This is a genomic window from Lelliottia amnigena, from assembly GCF_019047465.1.
GTDB classification, from domain to species: domain Bacteria; phylum Pseudomonadota; class Gammaproteobacteria; order Enterobacterales; family Enterobacteriaceae; genus Enterobacter; species Enterobacter amnigenus.
In genome coordinates this window covers 1,223,926-1,245,641 of the sequence record NZ_CP077236.1, presented here as the reverse complement: position 1 = coordinate 1,245,641, position 21,716 = coordinate 1,223,926, and the positions used below count along the sequence as shown (strand labels likewise).

At 52.0% G+C, this 21,716-nt stretch carries 27 protein-coding genes; 14 read left to right on the top strand and 13 right to left on the bottom strand.

What is annotated here, in order from left to right; translation table 11 throughout:
• Positions 1-104 precede the first annotated feature (104 nt).
• The 3 genes from arcB (at position 105) to mtgA (ending at position 4,046) form a co-directional block, all read left to right on the top strand.
• Complete coding sequence (arcB, locus tag I6L74_RS05880; RefSeq protein ID WP_059177321.1) at positions 105-2,438, top strand: aerobic respiration two-component sensor histidine kinase ArcB; 2,334 nt, start codon at positions 105-107, stop codon at positions 2,436-2,438.
• 232 nt (positions 2,439-2,670) lie between these two features.
• Positions 2,671-3,324, top strand: a complete 654-nt coding sequence (elbB, locus tag I6L74_RS05875) for an isoprenoid biosynthesis glyoxalase ElbB (RefSeq protein ID WP_059177322.1) — start codon at positions 2,671-2,673, stop codon at positions 3,322-3,324.
• Positions 3,321-4,046 (top strand): monofunctional biosynthetic peptidoglycan transglycosylase, encoded by a 726-nt coding sequence (gene mtgA / locus I6L74_RS05870; RefSeq protein WP_059177323.1) that lies wholly within the window; start codon positions 3,321-3,323, stop codon positions 4,044-4,046. Before elbB ends, mtgA begins: the two co-directional genes overlap by 4 nt.
• Positions 4,047-4,100: 54 nt before the next feature.
• On the opposite strand, the gene npr is transcribed toward mtgA, so the two are convergent.
• The 11 genes from npr to I6L74_RS05815 all read right to left on the bottom strand — a co-directional run bounded on the left by npr (position 4,101) and on the right by I6L74_RS05815 (position 12,019).
• Positions 4,101-4,373: a PTS phosphocarrier protein NPr gene (gene npr / locus I6L74_RS05865; protein ID WP_015960623.1), complete on the bottom strand. Its 273-nt coding sequence runs from the start codon at positions 4,371-4,373 to the stop codon at positions 4,101-4,103.
• Positions 4,370-5,224, bottom strand: a complete 855-nt coding sequence (rapZ, locus tag I6L74_RS05860) for an RNase adapter RapZ (protein ID WP_015960622.1) — start codon at positions 5,222-5,224, stop codon at positions 4,370-4,372. Before rapZ ends, npr begins: the two co-directional genes overlap by 4 nt.
• Before the next feature lie 45 nt (positions 5,225-5,269).
• Positions 5,270-5,761, bottom strand: a complete 492-nt coding sequence (ptsN, locus tag I6L74_RS05855; protein WP_059177324.1) for a PTS IIA-like nitrogen regulatory protein PtsN — start codon at positions 5,759-5,761, stop codon at positions 5,270-5,272.
• A gap of 82 nt (positions 5,762-5,843) precedes the next feature.
• Positions 5,844-6,131: a ribosome hibernation promoting factor gene (gene hpf / locus I6L74_RS05850; protein ID WP_015960620.1), complete on the bottom strand. Its 288-nt coding sequence runs from the start codon at positions 6,129-6,131 to the stop codon at positions 5,844-5,846.
• Positions 6,132-6,153: 22 nt separating this feature from the next.
• Positions 6,154-7,587: an RNA polymerase factor sigma-54 gene (rpoN, locus tag I6L74_RS05845; RefSeq protein ID WP_059177325.1), complete on the bottom strand. Its 1,434-nt coding sequence runs from the start codon at positions 7,585-7,587 to the stop codon at positions 6,154-6,156.
• A 47-nt stretch (positions 7,588-7,634) separates the two neighbouring features.
• Positions 7,635-8,360 carry an LPS export ABC transporter ATP-binding protein gene (gene lptB / locus I6L74_RS05840; protein ID WP_059177326.1) on the bottom strand — a complete coding sequence of 242 codons (726 nt, stop codon included), beginning with the start codon at positions 8,358-8,360 and terminating at the stop codon, positions 7,635-7,637.
• 6 nt (positions 8,361-8,366) lie between these two features.
• Positions 8,367-8,921: a lipopolysaccharide ABC transporter substrate-binding protein LptA gene (gene lptA / locus I6L74_RS05835; protein ID WP_059177327.1), complete on the bottom strand. Its 555-nt coding sequence runs from the start codon at positions 8,919-8,921 to the stop codon at positions 8,367-8,369.
• Positions 8,890-9,465, bottom strand: coding sequence for an LPS export ABC transporter periplasmic protein LptC (gene lptC / locus I6L74_RS05830; RefSeq protein ID WP_059177328.1), 576 nt, complete (start codon positions 9,463-9,465; stop codon positions 8,890-8,892). Before lptC ends, lptA begins: the two co-directional genes overlap by 32 nt.
• A complete protein-coding gene (kdsC, locus tag I6L74_RS05825; RefSeq protein WP_059177329.1) occupies positions 9,462-10,028 on the bottom strand; it encodes a 3-deoxy-manno-octulosonate-8-phosphatase KdsC in 567 nt (188 codons plus the stop codon). The genes lptC and kdsC overlap by 4 nt, the downstream gene beginning before the upstream one ends.
• 14 nt (positions 10,029-10,042) lie before the next feature.
• The gene (gene kdsD, locus I6L74_RS05820; RefSeq protein ID WP_059177330.1) at positions 10,043-11,029 is read right to left on the bottom strand and encodes an arabinose-5-phosphate isomerase KdsD; all 987 of its coding nucleotides are present in this window, start codon (positions 11,027-11,029) and stop codon (positions 10,043-10,045) included.
• A 12-nt stretch (positions 11,030-11,041) separates the two neighbouring features.
• Positions 11,042-12,019 carry a calcium/sodium antiporter gene (locus I6L74_RS05815; RefSeq protein ID WP_059177331.1) on the bottom strand — a complete coding sequence of 326 codons (978 nt, stop codon included), beginning with the start codon at positions 12,017-12,019 and terminating at the stop codon, positions 11,042-11,044.
• A 227-nt stretch (positions 12,020-12,246) separates the two neighbouring features.
• On the opposite strand from I6L74_RS05815, the gene mlaF reads away from it, so the two are divergent.
• The 7 genes from mlaF (at position 12,247) to murA (ending at position 17,040) form a co-directional block, all read left to right on the top strand.
• The gene (gene mlaF / locus I6L74_RS05810) at positions 12,247-13,059 is read left to right on the top strand and encodes a phospholipid ABC transporter ATP-binding protein MlaF (RefSeq protein ID WP_059177332.1); all 813 of its coding nucleotides are present in this window, start codon (positions 12,247-12,249) and stop codon (positions 13,057-13,059) included.
• A gap of 7 nt (positions 13,060-13,066) precedes the next feature.
• Positions 13,067-13,849, top strand: a complete 783-nt coding sequence (gene mlaE, locus I6L74_RS05805; RefSeq protein ID WP_059177333.1) for a lipid asymmetry maintenance ABC transporter permease subunit MlaE — start codon at positions 13,067-13,069, stop codon at positions 13,847-13,849.
• A 4-nt stretch (positions 13,850-13,853) separates the two neighbouring features.
• Positions 13,854-14,417, top strand: coding sequence for an outer membrane lipid asymmetry maintenance protein MlaD (gene mlaD, locus I6L74_RS05800; RefSeq protein ID WP_059177334.1), 564 nt, complete (start codon positions 13,854-13,856; stop codon positions 14,415-14,417).
• 3 nt (positions 14,418-14,420) lie between these two features.
• A complete protein-coding gene (gene mlaC, locus I6L74_RS05795) occupies positions 14,421-15,056 on the top strand; it encodes a phospholipid-binding protein MlaC (RefSeq protein WP_059177335.1) in 636 nt (211 codons plus the stop codon).
• On the top strand, positions 15,056-15,349 hold the full coding sequence (gene mlaB / locus I6L74_RS05790; protein ID WP_059177336.1) for a lipid asymmetry maintenance protein MlaB: 294 nt from the start codon (positions 15,056-15,058) through the stop codon (positions 15,347-15,349). Before mlaC ends, mlaB begins: the two co-directional genes overlap by 1 nt.
• 125 nt (positions 15,350-15,474) lie before the next feature.
• Entirely contained in the window at positions 15,475-15,729 is a 255-nt protein-coding gene (gene ibaG / locus I6L74_RS05785; protein WP_015960607.1) for a BolA family iron metabolism protein IbaG, read from the top strand.
• A gap of 51 nt (positions 15,730-15,780) precedes the next feature.
• The gene (murA, locus tag I6L74_RS05780) at positions 15,781-17,040 is read left to right on the top strand and encodes a UDP-N-acetylglucosamine 1-carboxyvinyltransferase (RefSeq protein WP_059177337.1); all 1,260 of its coding nucleotides are present in this window, start codon (positions 15,781-15,783) and stop codon (positions 17,038-17,040) included.
• Positions 17,041-17,111: 71 nt separating this feature from the next.
• On the opposite strand, the gene sfsB is transcribed toward murA, so the two are convergent.
• A complete protein-coding gene (gene sfsB, locus I6L74_RS05775; RefSeq protein ID WP_059177338.1) occupies positions 17,112-17,399 on the bottom strand; it encodes a DNA-binding transcriptional regulator SfsB in 288 nt (95 codons plus the stop codon).
• Positions 17,400-17,627: 228 nt separating this feature from the next.
• Positions 17,628-18,599, bottom strand: coding sequence for an octaprenyl diphosphate synthase (gene ispB, locus I6L74_RS05770; RefSeq protein ID WP_059177339.1), 972 nt, complete (start codon positions 18,597-18,599; stop codon positions 17,628-17,630).
• A gap of 258 nt (positions 18,600-18,857) precedes the next feature.
• Between ispB and rplU the strand changes: the two genes are divergently transcribed.
• The 4 genes from rplU to cgtA all read left to right on the top strand — a co-directional run bounded on the left by rplU (position 18,858) and on the right by cgtA (position 21,702).
• Entirely contained in the window at positions 18,858-19,169 is a 312-nt protein-coding gene (gene rplU, locus I6L74_RS05765; protein WP_015960603.1) for a 50S ribosomal protein L21, read from the top strand.
• 19 nt (positions 19,170-19,188) lie between these two features.
• Complete coding sequence (gene rpmA, locus I6L74_RS05760) at positions 19,189-19,446, top strand: 50S ribosomal protein L27 (RefSeq protein ID WP_007673187.1); 258 nt, start codon at positions 19,189-19,191, stop codon at positions 19,444-19,446.
• Positions 19,447-19,542: 96 nt separating this feature from the next.
• Positions 19,543-20,508, top strand: coding sequence for a DMT family transporter (locus I6L74_RS05755; RefSeq protein WP_059177340.1), 966 nt, complete (start codon positions 19,543-19,545; stop codon positions 20,506-20,508).
• A gap of 15 nt (positions 20,509-20,523) precedes the next feature.
• Complete coding sequence (gene cgtA, locus I6L74_RS05750; RefSeq protein ID WP_059177341.1) at positions 20,524-21,702, top strand: Obg family GTPase CgtA; 1,179 nt, start codon at positions 20,524-20,526, stop codon at positions 21,700-21,702.
• The last annotated feature ends 14 nt before the right edge of the window (positions 21,703-21,716 follow it).

Here is a 21,716-nt window from a genome sequence, read left to right as displayed (position 1 = left end):
GTGAGTCTCACCACCCGCTTCACTCCGAACTTTTTCACACAACCTTCAACGTCTTGCCTCAAATTTGAGTATGATTGAGCGATGATGTTGTGAAGGGATCCCCTATGAAGCAAATTCGTATGCTGGCGCAGTATTACGTCGATCTGATGATGAAGCTCGGCTTGGTGCGTTTCTCCCTACTGTTGGCGCTGGCACTGGTGGTGCTGGCGATTGTGGTACAGATGGCCGTGACCATGGTGCTGCACGGTCAGGTTGAGAGCATTGACGTTATCCGCTCAATCTTCTTTGGTTTGTTGATCACGCCGTGGGCTGTCTATTTTCTCTCGGTGGTGGTGGAGCAGCTGGAGGAGTCACGCCAGCGTCTTTCCCGGCTGGTGCAAAAGCTGGAGGAGATGCGCGATCGCGATCTCAAACTCAACGTGCAGTTGAAGGACAACATTGCGCAGTTGAACCAGGAGATTTCAGATCGTGAGAAGGCGGAAGCGGAACGTCAGGCCACGCTTGAGCAACTGAAAATCGAGATGAAAGAGCGCGAAGTGACGCAAATTCAGCTCGAACAGCAATCCTCATTCCTGCGTTCTTTCCTTGATGCCTCACCCGATCTCGTTTTCTATCGCAATGAAGATAAAGAATTTTCCGGCTGCAACCGGGCCATGGAGTTGTTGACGGGAAAAAGCGAAAAGCAGCTGATACACCTTAAACCGCAGGACGTTTACTCAGAAGAAGCCGCGGTCAAAGTGATTGAAACCGATGAGAAAGTTTTCCGTCACAATGTCTCGTTGACCTACGAACAGTGGCTGGATTATCCGGATGGGCGCAAAGCCTGTTTTGAAATCCGCAAAGTGCCGTATTACGATCGCGTCGGTAAACGTCACGGACTGATGGGCTTTGGCCGCGATATTACCGAGCGTAAGCGCTATCAGGATGCGCTTGAGCGTGCCAGCCGCGACAAAACCACCTTTATCTCCACCATCAGCCATGAGTTGCGTACGCCGCTGAATGGCATCGTGGGTCTCAGCCGTATTTTGCTGGATACCGAACTAACCAGCGAACAGGAGAAATACCTCAAAACCATTCATGTTTCAGCGGTGACGCTGGGTAATATTTTCAATGATATTATCGACATGGATAAGATGGAGCGCCGCAAAGTCCAACTGGATAACCAGCCGGTAGACTTCACCGGTTTCCTGGCCGATCTTGAAAATCTTTCTGGCTTACAGGCCCAGCAAAAAGGGCTGCGTTTTGTGCTTGAGCCAACATTGCCGTTGCCGCATAAAGTGGTGACTGACGGGACGCGGCTGCGTCAGATCCTGTGGAATCTTATCAGCAACGCCGTGAAATTTACCCAGCAGGGTGAAGTGGTGGTTCGCATCCGTTTTGACCAGGGCGATATGCTGCACTTTGAAGTGCAAGATTCCGGTATCGGTATTCCGCAGGATGAGCACGACAAGATTTTCGCCATGTATTATCAGGTGAAAGACAGCAACGGCGGGAAACCCGCCACCGGAACCGGGATTGGCCTGGCCGTATCCCGCCGCCTGGCAAAAAGCATGGGGGGGGATATCACGGTTTCAAGCCAGCAGGGTAAAGGCTCAACGTTTACGCTGACTGTCCATGCCCCGGCGGTAGCGGAAGAAGTGGAAGACACCTTCGAAAATGACGAACTGCCATTACCGGCGCTGCATGTGCTGTTGGTTGAAGATATTGAGTTGAACGTGATTGTCGCCCGTTCGGTACTGGAAAAACTCGGTAATAGCGTCGATGTGGCCATGACCGGCACCGCCGCGCTGGAGATGTTTACCCCCGGCGAATATGATCTTGTGCTGCTGGATATCCAGCTTCCGGACATGACCGGGCTGGATATCTCTCGCGAGCTGACGCAACGTTATGCTCGTGATGAACTTCCGCCGCTGGTCGCGCTGACGGCGAACGTGCTGAAGGACAAAAAAGAGTACCTCGATGCCGGTATGGACGATGTGCTCAGCAAGCCGCTGGCGGTGCCCGCCCTGACTGCCATGATCAAGAAATTCTGGGATACCTGTGATGAAGAGGAGAGCACCATGACGTCCGTTGATAGCGAAAAAGCACAAACGATTCTGGATATCGCCATGCTTGAACAGTATATCGAGTTGGTTGGACCGAAGCTGATTACCGATGGCCTGGCTGTATTCGAAAAAATGATGCCAGGATATTTAAGCGTGCTGGAATCCAACCTGACGGCTCGCGATCAGAAGGGTATCGTCGAAGAAGGTCACAAGATTAAAGGTGCCGCCGGGTCGATTGGCTTGCGTCATTTGCAGCAGTTGGGTCAGCAGATCCAGTCTCCCGATTTACCCGCATGGTCAGATAACGTGGGTGAATGGGTTGAAGAGATGAAGCAGGAATGGCAAAACGATGTTGCCGTGCTGAAAGCGTGGGTGGAAAGTACAAAAAAATGACCCCGGATAAACCGGGGTGCGCGAAATACTGCGCCAACACCAGGGAAATCGTGGCCGCGCCTGATTTTTTGTGTTGTTTTCGCATGGACGCTGCCTTAAGAATTAGGCCGCACGCAGTTAAGATAGCAAATCTTAAATGATTTGTTACATGAATCAGTGAAATGTGTGAAGCATAGCGTTTTAATCAGAATTTTTAATATGCTTCAGACGGTTGCAGAGAAGGAGCAGCAAGATGAAAAAAGTGGGTGTAGTGCTAAGTGGGTGCGGCGTTTACGACGGTGCGGAGATCCATGAATCCGTTCTGACGCTGCTTGCGCTGGCAAAACAGGGCGCAGAAGCCGTTTGCTTTGCGCCGGATAAAAATCAGGTGGATGTGATTAACCATCTGTCTGGTGAACCGATGTCTGAAACGCGTAATGTGCTCATTGAAGCTGCCCGTATTGCGCGAGGCAATATCTTGCCTTTGGCGCAGGCAAATGCTGATGAACTGGACGCGCTGATCGTTCCCGGTGGGTTTGGCGCGGCAAAAAATTTGAGCACTTTTGCCAGCCAGGGGAGTGAATGCCACGTCGATAGCGCGTTGCAAGCGTTGGCTCAGCGCATGCATGCTCTGGGAAAACCACTGGGCTTTATGTGTATCGCGCCCGCTATGCTGCCAAAGATTTTTGATTTCCCGTTACGTTTGACCATTGGTACCGATATTGACACGGCGGAAGCGATCGAAGAGATGGGCGGTGAACATGTCCCTTGCCCGGTCGACGATATCGTTGTCGACGAAGACAATAAGATCGTTACCACGCCAGCTTACATGGTGGCGCAAAACATCGCAGAAGCCGCAACCGGTATTGATAAGCTGGTTGACCGCGTGTTGGTTCTGACCCAGTGAGTCAAAAACGTTCTCCCGTCGCATGGGCGAAGCGAATCTTCATTCGCGTGGTGCTGGCGCTGGCCGTTTTCTGGGGCGGCGGCATCGCGTTATTTAGCATTATGCCCGTGCCCTTTTCGGCGGTGATGCTGGAGCGTCAAATCAGCGCATGGCTAACCGGCCATTTCAGTTATGTGGCACATTCCGACTGGGTGAGCATGGACGAGATTTCGCCATGGATGGGACTGGCGGTGATTGCGGCGGAAGATCAGAAGTTCCCGGAACACTGGGGGTTTGACGTTTCCGCCATCGAGAAGGCGCTGGCCCACAATGAGCGCAATGAAAAACGCGTACGCGGCGCATCAACACTTTCACAGCAGACGGCGAAAAATCTGTTTTTGTGGGATGGTCGAAGCTGGGTACGAAAAGGGCTGGAGGCCGGGTTGACGGTCGGAATGGAAACGGTCTGGAGTAAAAAACGCATTCTGACGGTGTACCTGAATATCGCCGAGTTTGGCGATGGGGTATTTGGTGTTGAGGCCGCTGCACAACGCTATTTCAACAAGCCCGCCAGCCGCCTGAGCCAGTCAGAGGCGGCGCTGCTGGCCGCCGTTTTGCCGAACCCCATCATCTATAAAGCGAATGCGCCATCGGGATACGTCCGCAACCGCCAGGCGTGGATTATGCGCCAGATGCGTCAGTTAGGTGGGGAAGGGTTTATGACCGGGAATAAACTGTACTGAGTGAGACTCAAGCCCCTTGAACTCGTGCAAAGGGGCGAAGGGCAAACCGCTTAATCAGTCCTCGTCAAAGCCTGAGTTAAACAGGGCAACCACCGCTTCGAGCGCCTCAACTTCTTGCGGGCCGGTGGCTTCGACTTCAATCTGTCGACCTTTGGCGGAATCGAGCATGAGCAGCGCGATAACGCTGTTGGCTTCAGCTTCGGTGCCTTCGTCGTTACGCAACAACACTTCAGCGTCAAAACCCTGCATCAATTCAAACAATTTCATCGCTGGACGGGCGTGCATGCCCAGCTTATTGGTGATCTCAACGGTATGTTTTACGGTCATGTTTTGCGTTTTTCCAGCGTGCGATGACGAGACTGTACGTTTTTACCGCGTGAGCGGAAATAGTCGGCCAGCTGTTCAGCAATATACACCGAACGATGTTTCCCGCCGGTACAACCAATGGCTACGGTCAGGTAGCTGCGGTTGTTGGTTTCCAGCATAGGTAACCATAGCTCAAGGTAGCTACGCGTCTGGTATATAAAATTGTGAACTTCTGTGTGTCTGTCGAGGAATGCTGCAACAGGCTTATCCAGACCGGTCATTGGACGCAGTTTAGGGTCCCAGTGCGGGTTGGGCAGGAAGCGTACGTCAAACACATAATCCGCATCGATAGGGATCCCATGTTTGAAGCCAAACGATTCGAACACCATGGTGAGTTCACGCTCACGTTTACCCAGCAAGCGGGTGCGCAGCATCTCGGCCAGTTCGTGAACCGACATCTCGGAGGTGTCGACAATCAGATCGGCACGGGAACGCAGCGGCTCCAGTAAATCACTCTCTTCGTCGATAGCGCTCTCGAGAGAGAGATTTTTGCTGGAAAGCGGATGCAAACGTCGGGTATCACTGTAGCGACGAATCAGCGTGTTGCGATCGGCATCCAGGAACAGCAATTGCGGAGTGAAGGTTTCTGGCAGGCTGCTCATCGCCTGCTCAAAGACTTCCGGCGATTCCGGCATATTACGGACGTCGATGCTGACGGCCGCAGAAATTTGTCTGTCAGCCAGCGTACGCGCCAGTTCTGGTAACAGTACGACCGGAAGGTTATCGACGCAGTAAAAACCCATATCTTCGAGCGCCCGAAGGGCCACGGATTTCCCCGAGCCCGAACGACCGCTGACGATCATCAGCACCATGTTCCGTTTCTCCTCGCGCCTGCAGATGTGGAGGCCATCTTATGGTTACGCATCATCCTGATTGCCTTCCACTTCGGTGATAATTTGATACAGTTCTTCATCACTTTGGGCTGCGCGCAGACGGCGGCAAATTGTTTTATCTGCCAGACGCTTGGCCACTAGCGAGAGCGTGTGCAAATGGGTTTTGGTCTGGTCAGCAGGCACCAGCAGCGCGAAAAGCAGATCGACGGGCTGGTTATCAATCGCGTCAAATGCGATTGGCGTTTCCAGTTGGACAAACACGCCAACGGCGCGCAGTGTGTCCTCCTCCAGCTTGCCATGCGGAATGGCAATACCATTGCCGATACCGGTACTGCCCATTTTTTCACGGGTCAGGATGGCCTCAAACACCACCTGAGGTGGCAGGCTTAACTGTTTTGCGGCCAGTTCACTGATGATTTCCAGAGCGCGTTTTTTGCTCTGGCAGTGAACGCCACTGCGGGTACATTCCTGGTTAAGGACATGACTTAATTGAAGACCGGAATCGTTGTTCATCATAATTTCACCTAAGCGCTAACTGTACATATGGCCTGTTGTGTTTTACAACAGGCCGCCCTGCACCCGTTAACTGCTCGGACAATCAGTGTTGTTTCAGTTTATCTTTATGTTTATTAAGCTGTCGCGCAAGCTTGTCAATCAAGCCGTCGATAGCCGCGTACATGTCTTGCCCTTCCGCACTGGCATGGATTTCGCCCCCATTTATGTGCAGGGTTGCGTCCGAGATATGAGTCACTTTCTCCACTTTCAACACAATGTAGACCTGATTAATCCTCTCGAAATACTGCTCCAGCTTCGCGAATTTAGTGTTTAAAAAATCGCGTAAAGCCTCAGTGATTTCGACATTGTGTCCTGTGATGTTGAGCTGCATAGTGTCTTCCTTATCGGTTGTGTCAAACCAGTTGTTTACGCTGGTTAGACGGCGGAATGGATAAAGACTCTCGATACTTCGCAACAGTACGACGTGCCACCATGATACCCTGATCGGACAGCAGGGTGGTTAACTTACTGTCACTCAGTGGCTTCGCGGGGTTTTCCGCGGCGATCAACTTCTTCACCAGAGCACGAATGGCCGTCGACGAGGCTTCGCCACCGCCTTCGGTATTCACATGACTGGAGAAGAAATACTTAAGCTCAAAAATACCACGCGGACTGTGCAGATACTTCTGCGTGGTCACACGCGAAATGGTCGATTCGTGCATCTCAACGGCCTGGGCAATATCTGCCAGGACCATCGGTTTCATAAATTCTTCGCCCTGCTCAAAAAAGCCTTGCTGCTGTTCCACAATGCATCGACTCACGCGTAGCAGCGTATCATTTCGGCTTTCGAGGCTTTTGATCAGCCATCGCGCTTCCTGAAGATTGCTACGAATATATTGATTGTCGGAGTCGTTCCGCGCACTGGTGCACATAGACGCGTATTGCTGGTTGATTTGCAGGCGGGGAATGCTGTCGGAATTGAGTTCTACGGTCCAGAGACCGTTGTGCTTTCGGACCAGAACGTCAGGAATCACATATTCGGGTTCGCCGGTTTGAATCGATTGGCCCGGACGGGGATCGAGCGACTGGATCAGACTCACCGCTTCTTTCAGCACGTCTTCTTTGAGTCGCGTAACGCGCATCAGACTGCGGAAATCATGATTCGCCAGCAAATCCAAATGTTCGCTGATAATCAGCCGCGCTTCGTCGAGTCTTGGCGTCTCTTTTGCAAACTGAGAAAGCTGGATCAGCAAGCAGTCGCGCAGATCTTTTGCTGCGACGCCGACAGGGTCAAAGCGTTGAATGCGCTTGAGAACGGCTTCGATCTCGTCGAGTTCGATTTCGCAATCACCCATGCTTTCCAGAATCTCGTCCAGGGTTACCGTTAAATACCCGGTGTCATCCACGGCATCGACAATGGACGTGGCAATCGCACGATCGGTTTCGGTGAAAGGGGTCAACTCCACCTGCCACATCAGATAATCCTGTAGCGACTGCGTAGTTTCACCCTGATAAACCGGTAGCTCATCATCCTGATAATCAGCGCGCGTGCCGGATGGGGTTCCAGCGGTGTAAATTTCATCCCAGCTGGCATCCAGCGGTAACTCGTCAGGCATCTCTTTCTGCTCAAGGGCATCTGCCGTATCGAGCGTTTCGGTGTCCTGCTTTTCCTGGGTATCTACCTCATCATGAAGATCGGTTTGCTCCAGCAGTGGATTACTGTCCAGCGCTTGCTGCAGTTCCTGCTGAAGTTCTAACGTTGACAGTTGCAACAGACGGATTGCCTGTTGTAACTGTGGCGTCATCGCCAACTGTTGGCTGAGCCGTAATTGCAAACCTTGCTTCATGTTCAGGGCGTTTTTCTCCGGTCCTGCGTGACTTAACCTCTACCCTATCAGAGTCTGAAGTCTTCCCCAAGGTACACGCGCTTAACATGTTCATCTTCGAGGATTTCGAGTGGCGTGCCGTGAGCAATCAAATGGCCCTGGCTGACGATATATGCACGCTCACAAACTGCCAGCGTTTCACGCACGTTGTGGTCGGTAATCAGCACACCAAGACCGCTGTCGCGCAGATGTTCAATGATACGTTTAATGTCGATAACGGAGATAGGGTCGACGCCGGCAAACGGTTCATCCAAAAGGATAAATTTCGGATTGGCTGCCAGTGCGCGGGCAATTTCTACTCGACGGCGTTCACCGCCCGAAAGTGCCTGGCCGAGGCTGTCGCGCAGGTGTTCAATATGGAACTCTTCCATCAATTCGTTGGCGCGATCCTGACGCTGCTCAGAGGTCAAATCGTCACGGATTTGCAGGACGGCCATCAGATTGTCGAACACGCTAAGACGGCGGAAAATAGACGCTTCCTGCGGCAGATAGCCAATTCCGCGACGCGCGCGGGCGTGCAGCGGCAGCAGGCTAATGTCTTCATCATCAATGATGATGTTGCCCGCGTCGCGCGGAACAATGCCGACCACCATGTAAAAGGTGGTGGTTTTACCTGCACCGTTAGGACCCAACAGGCCAACAATTTCGCCGGAGTTAACGGTCAGACTGACATCTTCCACGACGCGGCGGCCTTTGTAGGCTTTGGCGAGGTTTTTTGCAGTTAATGTTGCCATAACGAATTAGTTACTCTTTTGCTGTGCGGGAGCCTGGGTTTTACCTTTGTCCTGCAACTGGGACGGAACCAGTACGGTTGTCACGCGCTTACCTTTCTCGCTGGAAGCCTGCATTTTCTGCTCTTTCACAAGATACGTGATCTTATCGCCAGTGATGTTGCTGTCCAACTGCTCCAGATAAGCATTGCCGGTCAGAATGACAAGGTCCTTCGCCAGCTCATAGTGCATGTGCGAGGCGTGGCCTTTAACCGGCTTACCGTTATCCTGCATCTGATAGAACGTTGCGGGATTACCGTAGCCATCAATAATTTCTTTGCCTTGTTCACCACCAGGACGGGTAACAACCACTTTGTCGGCATTGATTTTGATGGTGCCCTGCGTCATCACGACGTTGCCCGTGAAGGTCACAACGTTCCCCTGCATATCAAGTGACTGCGTGTCAGATTCGATATGAATAGGTTGCTCAGTATCTCCTGTCACCGCAAGGGCAGGGAGACTGGCGGCCAGCAGCGCGCTGGCGATAACAAAATTAAGGCTGAGTTTGTTTATTTTGAATTTCATATGAGGTTCTAACCTTTTCAATCAGCTCGGCGTTTTTGCTGCGTAAGTTCCCGCGCATTCTCAAACCGCTGGAATTAAATGTCGTGCCGTATAACGTCACCAGATCCTGCGATGTCACATCCTGGGTCACCAGGTTGATCTGCGCATTATCCGTCGTAATTTTGCGTAGTTGTGAGTCAGCGGTCAGGGCGTTCACTTCGACGTGACCATACAGATAAAGCATACGGTCATTTGTCAGTTTTGCCCTGTCAGATTTGATCGACCAGGTCGGCACCTTATTAGTGTCAAACGTGGTCATGACCGGCTGAGTAAACCACGAGATGCCTTCATCGGAAAAATACTCAACGTGCTGGGCAATCAAGCGATAGTTCAGCGCGCCTTCCGGACTATAAACCACCGTGTCGCTATGATCGCTTTTATAGGTCGGATCGCTGGTGGCGATCACTTCTGCTGGTGCATCGTCATTGTCAGCGAGATTTACGCCAATCAATACCAACACGGCCAGTGAAAGCAGAATGATAACCCAACGTCTGGTTTTACTCATATCGATTGCCCTTTGGCCTCATCAAGCTTGCCCTGCGCCAGCAATAACAAATCGCACACCTCGCGAACGGCACCACGCCCCCCGTTGATCCGGGTGACATAGTCCGCGCGCGGGATCAGCAGAGGATGCGCATCGGCGACGGCGATACTTAAACCCACTTCCGCCATCACAGGCCAGTCGATCAGATCGTCCCCGACATAGGCCACATTCTCAGGTGCGATGGCAAGTTTCGCCAGTAAATCCCTGAAAGCGACCATTTTGTCAGACTGGCCCTGATACAGATGGGTGATGCCCAATGTCTCACAGCGATCTTCTACCAGTTTAGCCTTACGCCCGGTGATGATGGCAACTTCTATCCCGGATGTGAGCGCACAACGAATGCCATAACCGTCGCGCACGTTAAATGCTTTCAGCTCTTCGCCGTTATTGCCCATAAAAATCAAGCCATCGGAAAGGACGCCATCCACATCCAGAATCAACAGACGAATCTTTTCCGCCTGCGCCATCATTTGCGTGCTTACCGGACCATAACAGGTTGCAAGGGATGCACCCGCATTACTCATTGTCTTATCCTTTATTACACTACGCCTGCGCGCAGAAGATCATGCATATGTACCACACCCAGCAGTTGGTCGCCATCGGCAACCATGACGGCGGTAATATGACGGGACTGCATTAGGTTCAAAACGTCGACTGCCAGAGTGGCGGGACGGACCCTGATGCCGCCTGGCGTCATTACGTCAGCGATCCCCAGCGTGCGGACATCAACGCCCATATCGAACACGCGGCGTAAATCGCCATCCGTGAAGATCCCTTCGATGTTCATCTGGTCGTCGCAAATCACCGTCATGCCGAGATTTTTACGCGTAATTTCCAGCAATGCGTCGCGTAGCGGGGCATCTTTACTGACGCGAGGGATCTCCGCGCCCGTATGCATAATATCATTTACTCGCAGCAGTAGCTTACGTCCGAGCGCCCCCCCTGGATGCGAGAGTGCGAAATCTTCTGGCGTAAAGCCTCGGGCTTCAAGAAGCGCAACGGCGAGGGCATCTCCCATAACCAGCGCAGCGGTCGTGCTGGAGGTTGGCGCAAGGCCGAGTGGGCAAGCTTCTTTGGGCACTTTTACGCATAAATGAACATCAGCGGCGCGCGCCATCGTGCTTTCTGGTCGGCTGGTCATGCAAATGAGCGGGACGTGGAGTCGCTTCAGTACGGGAATCAGCGCCAGAATCTCGTTGGACTCACCCGAGTTCGACAGGGCGATAACAATGTCATGCGGTGTCACCATGCCGAGATCGCCATGGGCGGCTTCACCGGGATGAACAAAGAATGAGGATGTGCCGGTACTGGCAAACGTCGCGGCCATTTTGCGCCCAATATGACCCGATTTTCCCATGCCCATCACCACGACTTTGCCCGCGCAGGAGAATATTTTCTCGCATGCCAGGCTGAAATCCTGATTGATGTATTGATCTAACTGCGCCAGACCTTCACGTTCAATCTCCAGAACTTTTTTGCCTGCTTTCTGAAAGTCAAAACCCGGTTGCAATTCTATTTGCGACATAATGCGTTCCGTTTACCCAGAGAGAAGAGGCGACAGCCAATACAGCATCGCCATCCATACGATAAAACCACCCGTCAGCAAGGCACCCGCGCCTTTGCCAATCTGTTGTTTCCGTCGCCAGCACAGCAGGGCGAAAATAATACTCACAAGGAGCATCACCCCGTAATCGCGCGAGAAGGCCAGCGGATTAAATGCCCCTGGCGCAATCAGCGCCGGTAAACCCATCACAATAGCGATGTTAAAGATATTGGAGCCAATGATATTGCCAATCGCCATATCGCCTTCACCTTTACGTGCGCCGGCAACGGCGGTCGCCAGTTCTGGCAAGCTGGTGCCAATCGCTATCACCGTCAGGCCGATAGTCAGCTCACTGATGGCGTAGAAATTGGCGAGCACGGTGGCGTTATCAACGACCATTCTCGTGGCCATTGGCATGATAATGAGCGCGACGCCCAGCCACAGCAGAGCGACGGGCAGAGTCCCTTCACGAGGCAATTCCGCGACTTGCTCACGCGTCAGGCTGTCATTTCCCTGTTTTTCCGCCAGACGAGCAATTTTAACGATATACAGCAGCCAGATGATCGCCAGCGCGATAAGCAGGATGCCGTCATCCCGCGTGAGTTGCCCGTCGTACAGCACGTAACCTGCCAGCAGGCTAACAATTAACATTAGCGGCAATTCGCGGCGCAGAACATCAGAATGCACGCGAAATGGATGCATCAGCGCGGCGAGGCCAAGGATCAATAATATATTGACGATGTTAGAGCCAATTGCCGTCCCAATCGCGAGGTCAACCTGCCCATGAAGAGAGGCTGAAGCAGAGACGATAATTTCTGGAAGCGATGTTCCGACACTCACCACGGTCATCCCGATGATAAGGGGCGGTATGCCAAAAAGCCGACAAAGAATGGATGCTGCAAAAACCAGACGGTCAGCACTGTAGACCACTAACAGTAAACCGATTATTAACAGGGCCGTTGCTAAAAGCATCAAAAATCCTTTATTCAGGTATACTCGCCGGTCCACTGAGAATGAATCTCTGGCGCCGCATGCAGTCTGTAGACGTAACGATTCTCTAATTTTGACTTTATGCGTCGGAAAAGTAAAACAAATGCCAGCTTTCGCTAACCTGTGCAGACAATATTCTGCAAAAATGTCGGGTTTAAGGCTGAATTAAGCGCCATGCTTAACCTCAAAGGGAAAGAAAGGAATTTTAAATGAGCCAAACAATGGCGAATTTAGTCGATGTCCGTGACGTCAGCTTCTCCCGCGGCAACCGATTGATCTTCGAAGATATTACATTGACGGTACCGCGTGGCAAGATCACTGCGATCATGGGGCCATCCGGAATCGGCAAAACAACGCTGCTGCGTCTGATTGGTGGACAGATCCCGCCAGACAGCGGCGAAATTCTTTTTGATGGCGAAAATGTGCCTGAAATGTCCCGCACTCGCCTCTATACCGTCCGTAAGCGCATGAGCATGTTGTTTCAGTCAGGTGCGTTATTCACTGATATGAACGTCTTTGATAACGTGGCTTATCCGCTGCGTGAGCACACGCGTTTGTCCCCTGAGCTGCTGAAAACGACGGTCATGATGAAGCTTGAAGCGGTGGGGCTACGTGGAGCTGCCAAGCTGATGCCTTCTGAATTGTCTGGCGGAATGGCGCGGCGTGCGGCGTTGGCGCGTGCTATCGCGCTGGAACCGGACTTGATCATGTTCGACGAACCTTTTGTCGGGCAGGATCCGATCACCATGGGCGTGCTGGTCAAGCTGATCTCAGAGCTTAACAGCGCACTCGGCGTCACCTGTGTTGTGGTATCGCATGATGTCCCCGAAGTGCTGAGCATCGCGGATTACGCCTATATTGTGGCGGATAAAAAAATCGTCGCGCACGGCGGCGCTCAAGAATTGCAGAATAATAGCGATCCGCGGGTTCGACAGTTCCTCGACGGTATTGCGGACGGTCCTGTTCCGTTCCGTTATCCCGCGTGTGATTATCATCAAGATTTATTGGGAATAGGGAGTTAAGCCACTGATGCTGTTAAATGCGTTGGCCGCTCTGGGACACCGTGGCATAAAAACCATCAGGACGTTCGGGCGTGCCGGGTTGATGTTGTTCAATGCGCTGGTTGGCAAGCCGGAATTCCGCAAACATGCGCCATTGCTGGTGCGCCAGCTCTATAATGTCGGCGTGCTGTCGATGCTCATTATTATTGTTTCCGGTCTGTTTATCGGCATGGTTCTTGGGCTGCAAGGCTACCTTGTTTTAACCACGTACAGCGCTGAAACCAGCCTGGGTATGCTGGTGTCTCTTTCTCTGTTACGAGAGCTTGGACCGGTTGTTGCGGCGCTGCTTTTTGCCGGGCGTGCCGGTTCTGCGTTAACCGCAGAAATCGGTTTGATGCGCGCAACGGAACAGCTCTCCAGCATGGAAATGATGGCGGTTGATCCCCTGCGGCGCGTCATCTCTCCGCGTTTTTGGGCGGGTGTAATTTCGCTACCTCTGCTGACGATTCTTTTTGTGGCCGTCGGCATATGGGGCGGTTCGCTGGTTGGAGTGCAGTGGAAAGGGATTGACGCGGGTTTCTTCTGGTCCGCGATGCAGGATGCGGTTGATCTGCGTATGGATCTCGTGAACTGCCTGATTAAAAGCGTGGTCTTCGCGTTTACGGTTACCTGGATTGCGTTGTTCAATGGTTACGATGCGATACCGACCTCTGAAGGGATTAGTCGCGCGACAACGCGCACTGTAGTTCATTCGTCGCTGGCCGTACTGGGTCTGGATTTTGTGCTCACCGCACTGATGTTTGGGAATTGAGTTCATGCAAACAAGAAAAAGTGAAATTTGGGTAGGTGTGTTTCTTGTGCTGGCGTTGTTAGCCGCACTGTTTATTTGCCTTCGCGCGGCGGACATCACCTCAATTCGGACTGAACCCACTTATCGTCTCTATGCAACATTCGATAACATTGGGGGACTGAAGGCGCGTTCACCGGTTCGTATCGGCGGCGTGGTGATTGGACGAGTGGCAGACATTACGCTCGATGAAAAAACCTATCTACCGCGTGTAGAAATGGATATCGAAGAGCGCTACAACCACATTCCGGACACCAGCTCTCTCTCCATCCGTACTTCCGGTCTGCTGGGTGAACAGTATCTGGCGTTAAACGTCGGTTTTGAAGATCCGGAACTGGGAACGTCTATCCTTAAAGACGGTGGCGTGATCCAGGATACCAAATCTGCGATGGTGCTCGAAGATATGATTGGTCAGTTCCTTTACAGCAACAAAGGGGACGACAAAAAAACTGACGATGCCTCTGCAAAGAGCGAAGGCCAAACTGACGTTGCACCGACCTCTGGCGCAACCACTTCATCTCAGGAGAAGTAATTGATGATTAAACGACTATTGATGGTTGCCATGCTGGTGATTGCCCCTCTGAGTGCCGCCTATGCAGCGGATCAGGCCAATCCTTATAAACAGATGGACGAAGCGGCGAAGAAGACGTTTGACCGCCTCAAAAATGAGCAATCAAAAATTCGTTCCAATCCGGATTATCTCCGCGATGTGGTTGATCAGGAGCTGTTGCCTTACGTACAGGTGAAATATGCTGGCGCGTTAGTTCTGGGTCGCTATTACAAAGATGCCACCCCAGCACAGCGTGAGGCTTACTTTGCGGCGTTCCGCGAATACCTGAAGCAGGCTTATGGTCAGGCGCTGGCGATGTATCATGGCCAGACCTATCAGATTGCACCAGAGCAACCGCTGGGCGATGCGACCATCGTACCTATCCGCGTCACTATCATCGATCCAAATGGCCGCCCGCCGGTGCGTCTGGATTTCCAGTGGCGTAAAAATACGCAGACAGGGAACTGGCAGGCTTATGACATGATTGCCGAAGGTGTGAGCATGATTACGACTAAGCAAAACGAGTGGAGCGATCTCCTGCGCACCAAAGGCATTGATGGTCTTACCGCACAGCTGAAATCTATCTCCAGCCAGAAAATCTCGTTGGATGAGAAAAAGTAATGACGCAGCCATTAAGCTGGACGCGTGAGAGTGACACACTGTTCTTGTCAGGCGAGCTTGATCAGGATCTGCTGATGCCCTTGTGGGATTCGCGTGAATCCGCTATGCAAGGCGTCACGCTGATTGATTTGCATCGCGTGACGCGCGTGGATACCGCAGGCGTTGCACTGTTAGTGCATCTCGTGGCTGAAGGCAAAAAACAGGGCGTAGCTGTAAAACTGGCGGGTGCCAGCGAAAACGTTCTCACCCTGGAAAAACTTTATAATTTGCCCGAAGACGTATTACCTCGCTAATTTTTTCAGTGCGTTACTTCTTAAAGCCTCGACTGTTTCACGGTCGGGGCTTTTTGCTTGTTTAAGACTGCGTCACTTTGCTCTAAGATGTTGGGCTTGTTTTCACTAAAGATGATTTAGAACCCATGGAAAATCATGAAATCCAGTCGGTGCTGATGAACGCACTCTCCCTTCAGGAAGTCCACGTCACCGGCGATGGCAGTCACTTTCAGGTTATTACTGTGGGTGAGATATTCGACGGCATGAGCCGTGTGAAGAAACAGCAGGCTGTTTACGCGCCGCTGATGGAATACATTGCGGATAACCGCATCCACGCCCTGTCGATCAAAGCTTATACCCCGCAAGAGTGGGAACGCGATCGCAAACTAAACGGTTTTTGAGCTGAGGGTGGTTTGCCCGCAGCACGGTTGAATTCATAAGAGAGCACAATAATGGATAAATTTCGTGTACAGGGGCCTACGCGTCTCCAGGGCGAAGTCACAATTTCCGGCGCGAAAAATGCCGCGCTGCCGATTCTGTTTGCCGCACTGCTTGCGGAAGAGCCGGTAGAAATTCAGAACGTACCGAAGCTGAAAGATATCGACACCACGATGAAGCTGCTCACCCAGTTGGGCACCAAAGTGGAACGTAACGGTTCGGTTTGGATTGATGCCAGCAAGGTGAATAACTTTTCTGCCCCGTACGATCTGGTGAAAACCATGCGTGCGTCCATCTGGGCGCTAGGCCCGCTGGTGGCGCGTTTTGGTCAGGGTCAGGTTTCTCTGCCGGGCGGCTGTGCGATTGGCGCGCGTCCGGTTGATTTGCATATCTTCGGCCTTGAAAAGCTCGGTGCGGATATCAAGCTCGAAGAGGGCTACGTTAAAGCCTCCGTCAATGGCCGTCTGAAAGGCGCGCACATTGTGATGGATAAAGTCAGCGTCGGTGCAACGGTCACTATCATGTCAGCTGCGACGCTGGCGGAAGGCACGACCATTATCGAAAACGCGGCCCGCGAGCCGGAAATTGTCGATACGGCGAATTTCCTCGTCGCACTTGGCGCGAAGATTACCGGACAGGGCACCGACCGCATCACCATCGAAGGTGTTGAACGTCTTGGCGGCGGCGTGTATCGCGTGTTACCAGACCGTATTGAAACAGGCACGTTCCTGGTCGCTGCAGCGATTTCAGGGGGTAAAATTCTGTGTCGTAATGCGCAACCAGACACCCTGGATGCCGTATTAGCAAAACTGCGCGATGCCGGTGCAGATATTGAAACCGGTGAAGACTGGATTAGCCTGGACATGCACGGTAAGCGCCCTAAAGCGGTTAACGTACGCACTGCTCCGCATCCGGCGTTCCCAACCGATATGCAGGCACAGTTTACGCTGCTGAACCTGGTGGCTGAAGGGACGGGCTTCATTACTGAAACCATCTTCGAAAACCGCTTTATGCACGTACCTGAACTTATTCGTATGGGTGCGCACGCTGAAATCGAAAGCAACACGGTGATTTGTCATGGTGTAGAAATGCTTTCTGGCGCTCAGGTGATGGCAACGGATTTGCGTGCTTCTGCGAGCCTGGTGCTGGCGGGTTGCATTGCGGAAGGCACAACCGTTGTGGACCGCATTTACCACATCGATCGTGGCTATGAGTGTATTGAGGACAAACTGCGCGCTCTGGGTGCAAATATCGAGCGTGTGAAGGGTGAGTAATCGCTCCGGCAGCCCCCTGCCAAATGACCGGGGGGTTGCTGTTCTTTTCTCCTGCAAGTCTTCTGCAAGCGCTAGTCCTGGTGCTCGTCTTCCTGCTTTTTCTGACGCATCATTCGTGTTCTGTCGATAAATTCATGGGTAATGGGGTCGTGGTAACGCGAAGGCCATATAATCCAGGGCTGGGTTTCCAGCGCCGTCGCAATAATCAATTCTCCTTTTGGCCATGGGCGAGTCAACGCGTTGGCAAGCGTTGAAGAGCTGAGCCCATTGCGCCTGGACTCTGCTGCAAGTGAGGTCCCTTTTTTGCGCAGTGCGGCAATAATGTCGGCCGAATGCCAGTCGATAAACTTCTTTTCCATATGCTGTCCTTAGATTCAAGTACGTCCACGTCATTCAGGTGAAGTGACGTGAGTTACTATACCTTCTTAGACGGGCTGTTCTAAAAAGTTCGCATAACTGGAGGCAATATTCGGAATATGACAGGGCTTTATTCATGCAGCCTGTAAGCTGATGAATTAACAGGAATGAAGTGTTTATTGGAATTTATTGGAGTCTCCCCGGCACGGGTGCGGGGAGACGTAGAGCATTTAACGATCGCGCTGAACAGCGATGTGGGCAAGGCCAATTAACGCATCACGCCATGGGCTATCTGGAATAACCTGAAGGGCTGTAATCGCCTTATCCGCTTCTTCTTCGGCGCGCTGGCGTGTCCATTCAAGCGATCCGCAGATTGCCATTGTTTCCAGTACAGGTTCCAGAAGATGTCGACCATTTCCTTGCTCGATCGCTTCACGAATTAATTTCGCCTGATCCGGTGAACCATTGCGCATTGCATGCAGCAGCGGGAGGGTGGGTTTACCTTCGTTCAGGTCATCACCCACGTTTTTACCCAGCGTTTCGCCATCAGCACTGTAATCCAGTAGATCGTCGATCAGCTGGAATGCGGTACCAAGGTAGCGACCATAGTCCTGCAAACCACGCTCTTGCGCTTCAGTACAGCCCGCAAGGATACCGGAGCATTGTGCTGCGGCTTCAAACAGACGCGCCGTTTTGCTGTAAATCACACGCATATAGTTTTCTTCGGTGATGTCCGGATCGTTGACGTTCATCAACTGCAGCACTTCACCTTCGGCGATGACGTTTACGGCCTCTGACATGACTTCCAGCACCTTTAACGAGCCAAGGCTCGTCATCATCTGGAATGCGCGGGTGTAGATAAAATCCCCCACCAGAACGCTTGCTGCGTTGCCAAATGCGGCGTTTGCGGTCGCTTTCCCGCGACGCATATCGGATTCATCCACCACATCATCATGAAGAAGTGTCGCGGTGTGGATAAATTCGATGAGTGCCGCAATATTGACGTGCGCGTCTCCCTGATATCCAACGGCTCTGGCAGCCAGAATGGCGATCATTGGACGAATACGTTTACCGCCGCCACTGACGATGTAATAACCCAACTGATTGATGAGCTGAACATCAGAGTTGAGTTGCTCCAGGATTACTGCATTCACACCCGCCATATCTTGCGCGGTTAACTCGTTGATTTTATCTAAATTCATCGCAAAAGCCGGGCTTCTTATCCTGTTTACCACATATCAAATGGGCTAACGAAGGGTTTGGTTTATCAAATAGTATGCCTGATTGTACTGAAAAAACGGCTCAGATAAACGTTACCGTACGTGTTGTGTTTTTTTTCTGCATGTATTGATGGTAGCACTTGTCAAAGGCTCGCGTTTTGCGTAATATTCGCGCCCTATTGTGAATATTTATAGCGCACTCTGAATCACACGAGGATGTGCGCGGAAGCGGAGTTCTATATGTACGCGGTTTTCCAAAGTGGTGGTAAACAACACCGAGTAAGCGAAGGTCAGACCGTTCGCCTGGAAAAGCTGGACATCGCAACTGGCGAAGCTGTTGAGTTCGCTGAAGTTCTGATGATCGCAAACGGTGAAGAAGTCAAAATCGGCGTTCCTTTCGTTGATGGCGGCGTTATCAAAGCTGAAGTTGTTGCTCATGGTCGTGGCGAGAAAGTTAAAATCGTTAAGTTTCGTCGTCGTAAACACTACCGTAAGCAGCAGGGCCACCGTCAGTGGTTCACTGATGTGAAAATTACTGGCATCAGCGCCTAAGACCTGAGGAGAGATTTAAATGGCACATAAAAAGGCTGGCGGCTCAACTCGTAACGGTCGCGACTCAGAAGCTAAACGTCTTGGCGTTAAGCGTTTCGGTGGCGAAACCGTTCTGGCGGGTAGCATCATCGTTCGTCAACGTGGCACCAAATTCCACGCTGGTAACAACGTAGGTTGCGGTCGTGACCACACTCTGTTTGCTAAAGCAGACGGTAAAGTGAAATTTGAAGTTAAAGGCCCGAACAACCGTAAATACATCAGCATCGTTGCTGAGTAAGTTTTTCGTGGTCCGGTAACGGATTAAAGCCCCGCAACGTGTTGCGGGGCTTTTTACATTGAAAACCCGGAAAAATTTTCTGCAGGAAAAACGGGCATGAAACAGCAGGCAGGCATCGGTATTCTTTTGGCACTCACTACGGCGGTGTGCTGGGGAGCGTTGCCCATTGCCATGAAGCAGGTTCTGGAAGTCATGGAACCGCCTACGGTAGTGTTTTATCGCTTTTTAATGGCCAGTATTGGCCTTGGCGCGATTCTGGCGATAAAAAGAAAACTTCCACCGCTGCGGATTTTTCGTAAACCGCGTTGGCTGATTCTCCTGGCTATCGCAACGGCTGGCCTGTTCGGTAACTTCATTCTGTTCAGTTCTTCTCTGCAATATTTAAGCCCCACCGCATCACAGGTCATCGGCCAGCTTTCGCCTGTGGGCATGATGGTTGCCAGCGTCTTTATCCTCAAGGAGAAGATGCGTGTCACGCAGATAGTGGGTGCAAGTATGTTGTTATGCGGTCTGGTGATGTTTTTCAACACCAGCCTGATCGAGATTTTTACCCGCCTGACGGATTACACCTGGGGTGTGATTTTTGGGGTTGGGGCAGCAACGGTCTGGGTGACCTATGGCGTCGCGCAAAAGGTGTTATTGCGCAGGCTCGGCTCACCGCAGATCCTCTTTTTATTGTACACTTTGTGTACAATAGCATTATTGCCGTTAGCAAAACCGGGTGTCATTACCCAGCTCAGCGACTGGCAACTGGCGTGTCTCATTTTCTGTGGGCTTAACACGCTGGTCGGTTATGGCGCGTTGGCCGAAGCGATGGCGCGCTGGCAGGCAGCACAAGTGAGTGCATTAATTACACTCACGCCGCTGTTTACGCTGTTATTTTCAGATTTATTATCAATGGCCTGGCCCGATTTCTTCGTCAAACCGATGTTAAACCTCTTGGGATATCTCGGTGCGTTTGTCGTGGTTGCGGGCGCGATGTATTCCGCCATTGGTCATCGTCTTTGGGGACGTTGGCGCAAAAATGAAGCGGTTGTAGTTGTCCCCCGCTCAGGCGAATGATTTACGGAGAGTAAAATGAAGTTTGTTGATGAAGCAACAATCCTGGTTGTTGCAGGTGATGGCGGTAATGGTTGCGTAAGCTTCCGCCGTGAAAAATATATTCCTCGTGGTGGTCCTGACGGCGGCGATGGCGGTGATGGCGGTGATGTGTGGTTAGAGGCGGATGAAAACCTCAACACGCTGATCGATTACCGTTTCGAAAAATCTTTCCGCGCCGAACGTGGTCAGAATGGCCAGAGCCGCGACTGTACCGGTAAGCGTGGCAAAGACGTGACCGTTAAAGTCCCGGTCGGGACGCGCGTTATCGACCAGGGCACTGGCGAGACGTTAGGCGATATGACCAAGCATGGTCAGCGCTTGATGGTGGGTAAGGGCGGTTGGCATGGTCTGGGTAACAGCCGTTTTAAATCCTCTGTTAACCGTTCTCCGCGTCAGAAAACAATGGGTACGCCTGGTGATAAACGCGATCTGCAGCTCGAGCTAATGCTGCTGGCAGACGTGGGTATGCTGGGGATGCCAAACGCGGGTAAATCGACCTTTATCCGTTCTGTTTCTGCTGCTAAACCTAAAGTCGCCGATTATCCGTTTACCACGCTGGTACCAAGCCTCGGCGTTGTCCGCATGGATAACGAAAAGAGCTTTGTGGTTGCTGATATCCCGGGTCTGATCGAAGGTGCTGCTGAAGGCGCTGGCCTGGGGATTCGTTTCCTGAAACACCTTGAGCGTTGCCGCGTTCTGTTGCACCTCATCGATATCGATCCAATCGACGGTTCAGATCCGGTTGAAAATGCCCGTATCATCGTTGGCGAGCTGGAAAAATACAGCGATAAGCTGGCTGCTAAACCGCGTTGGCTGGTCTTTAACAAGATCGACCTGATGGACAAAGCGGAAGCTGAAGCCAAAGCGAAAGCCATTGCTGACGCGATGGGCTGGGAAGATAAATACTATCTGATCTCTGCTGCAAGCCAGATGGGCGTCAAAGATCTTTGCTGGGATGTGATGACCTTCATCATCGAGAACCCAATTACTCAGGCAGAAGAAGCTAAGCAGCCTGAAAAAGTTGAGTTTATGTGGGATGACTATCACCGCCAGCAGCTTGAAGAACAAGAAGTTGAAGTCGAAGATGACGAAGAGTGGGATGAGGATTGGGACGAAGACGACGAAGAAGGTGTCGAATTCATCTACAAACGTTGATCCCGTGAAAAGCC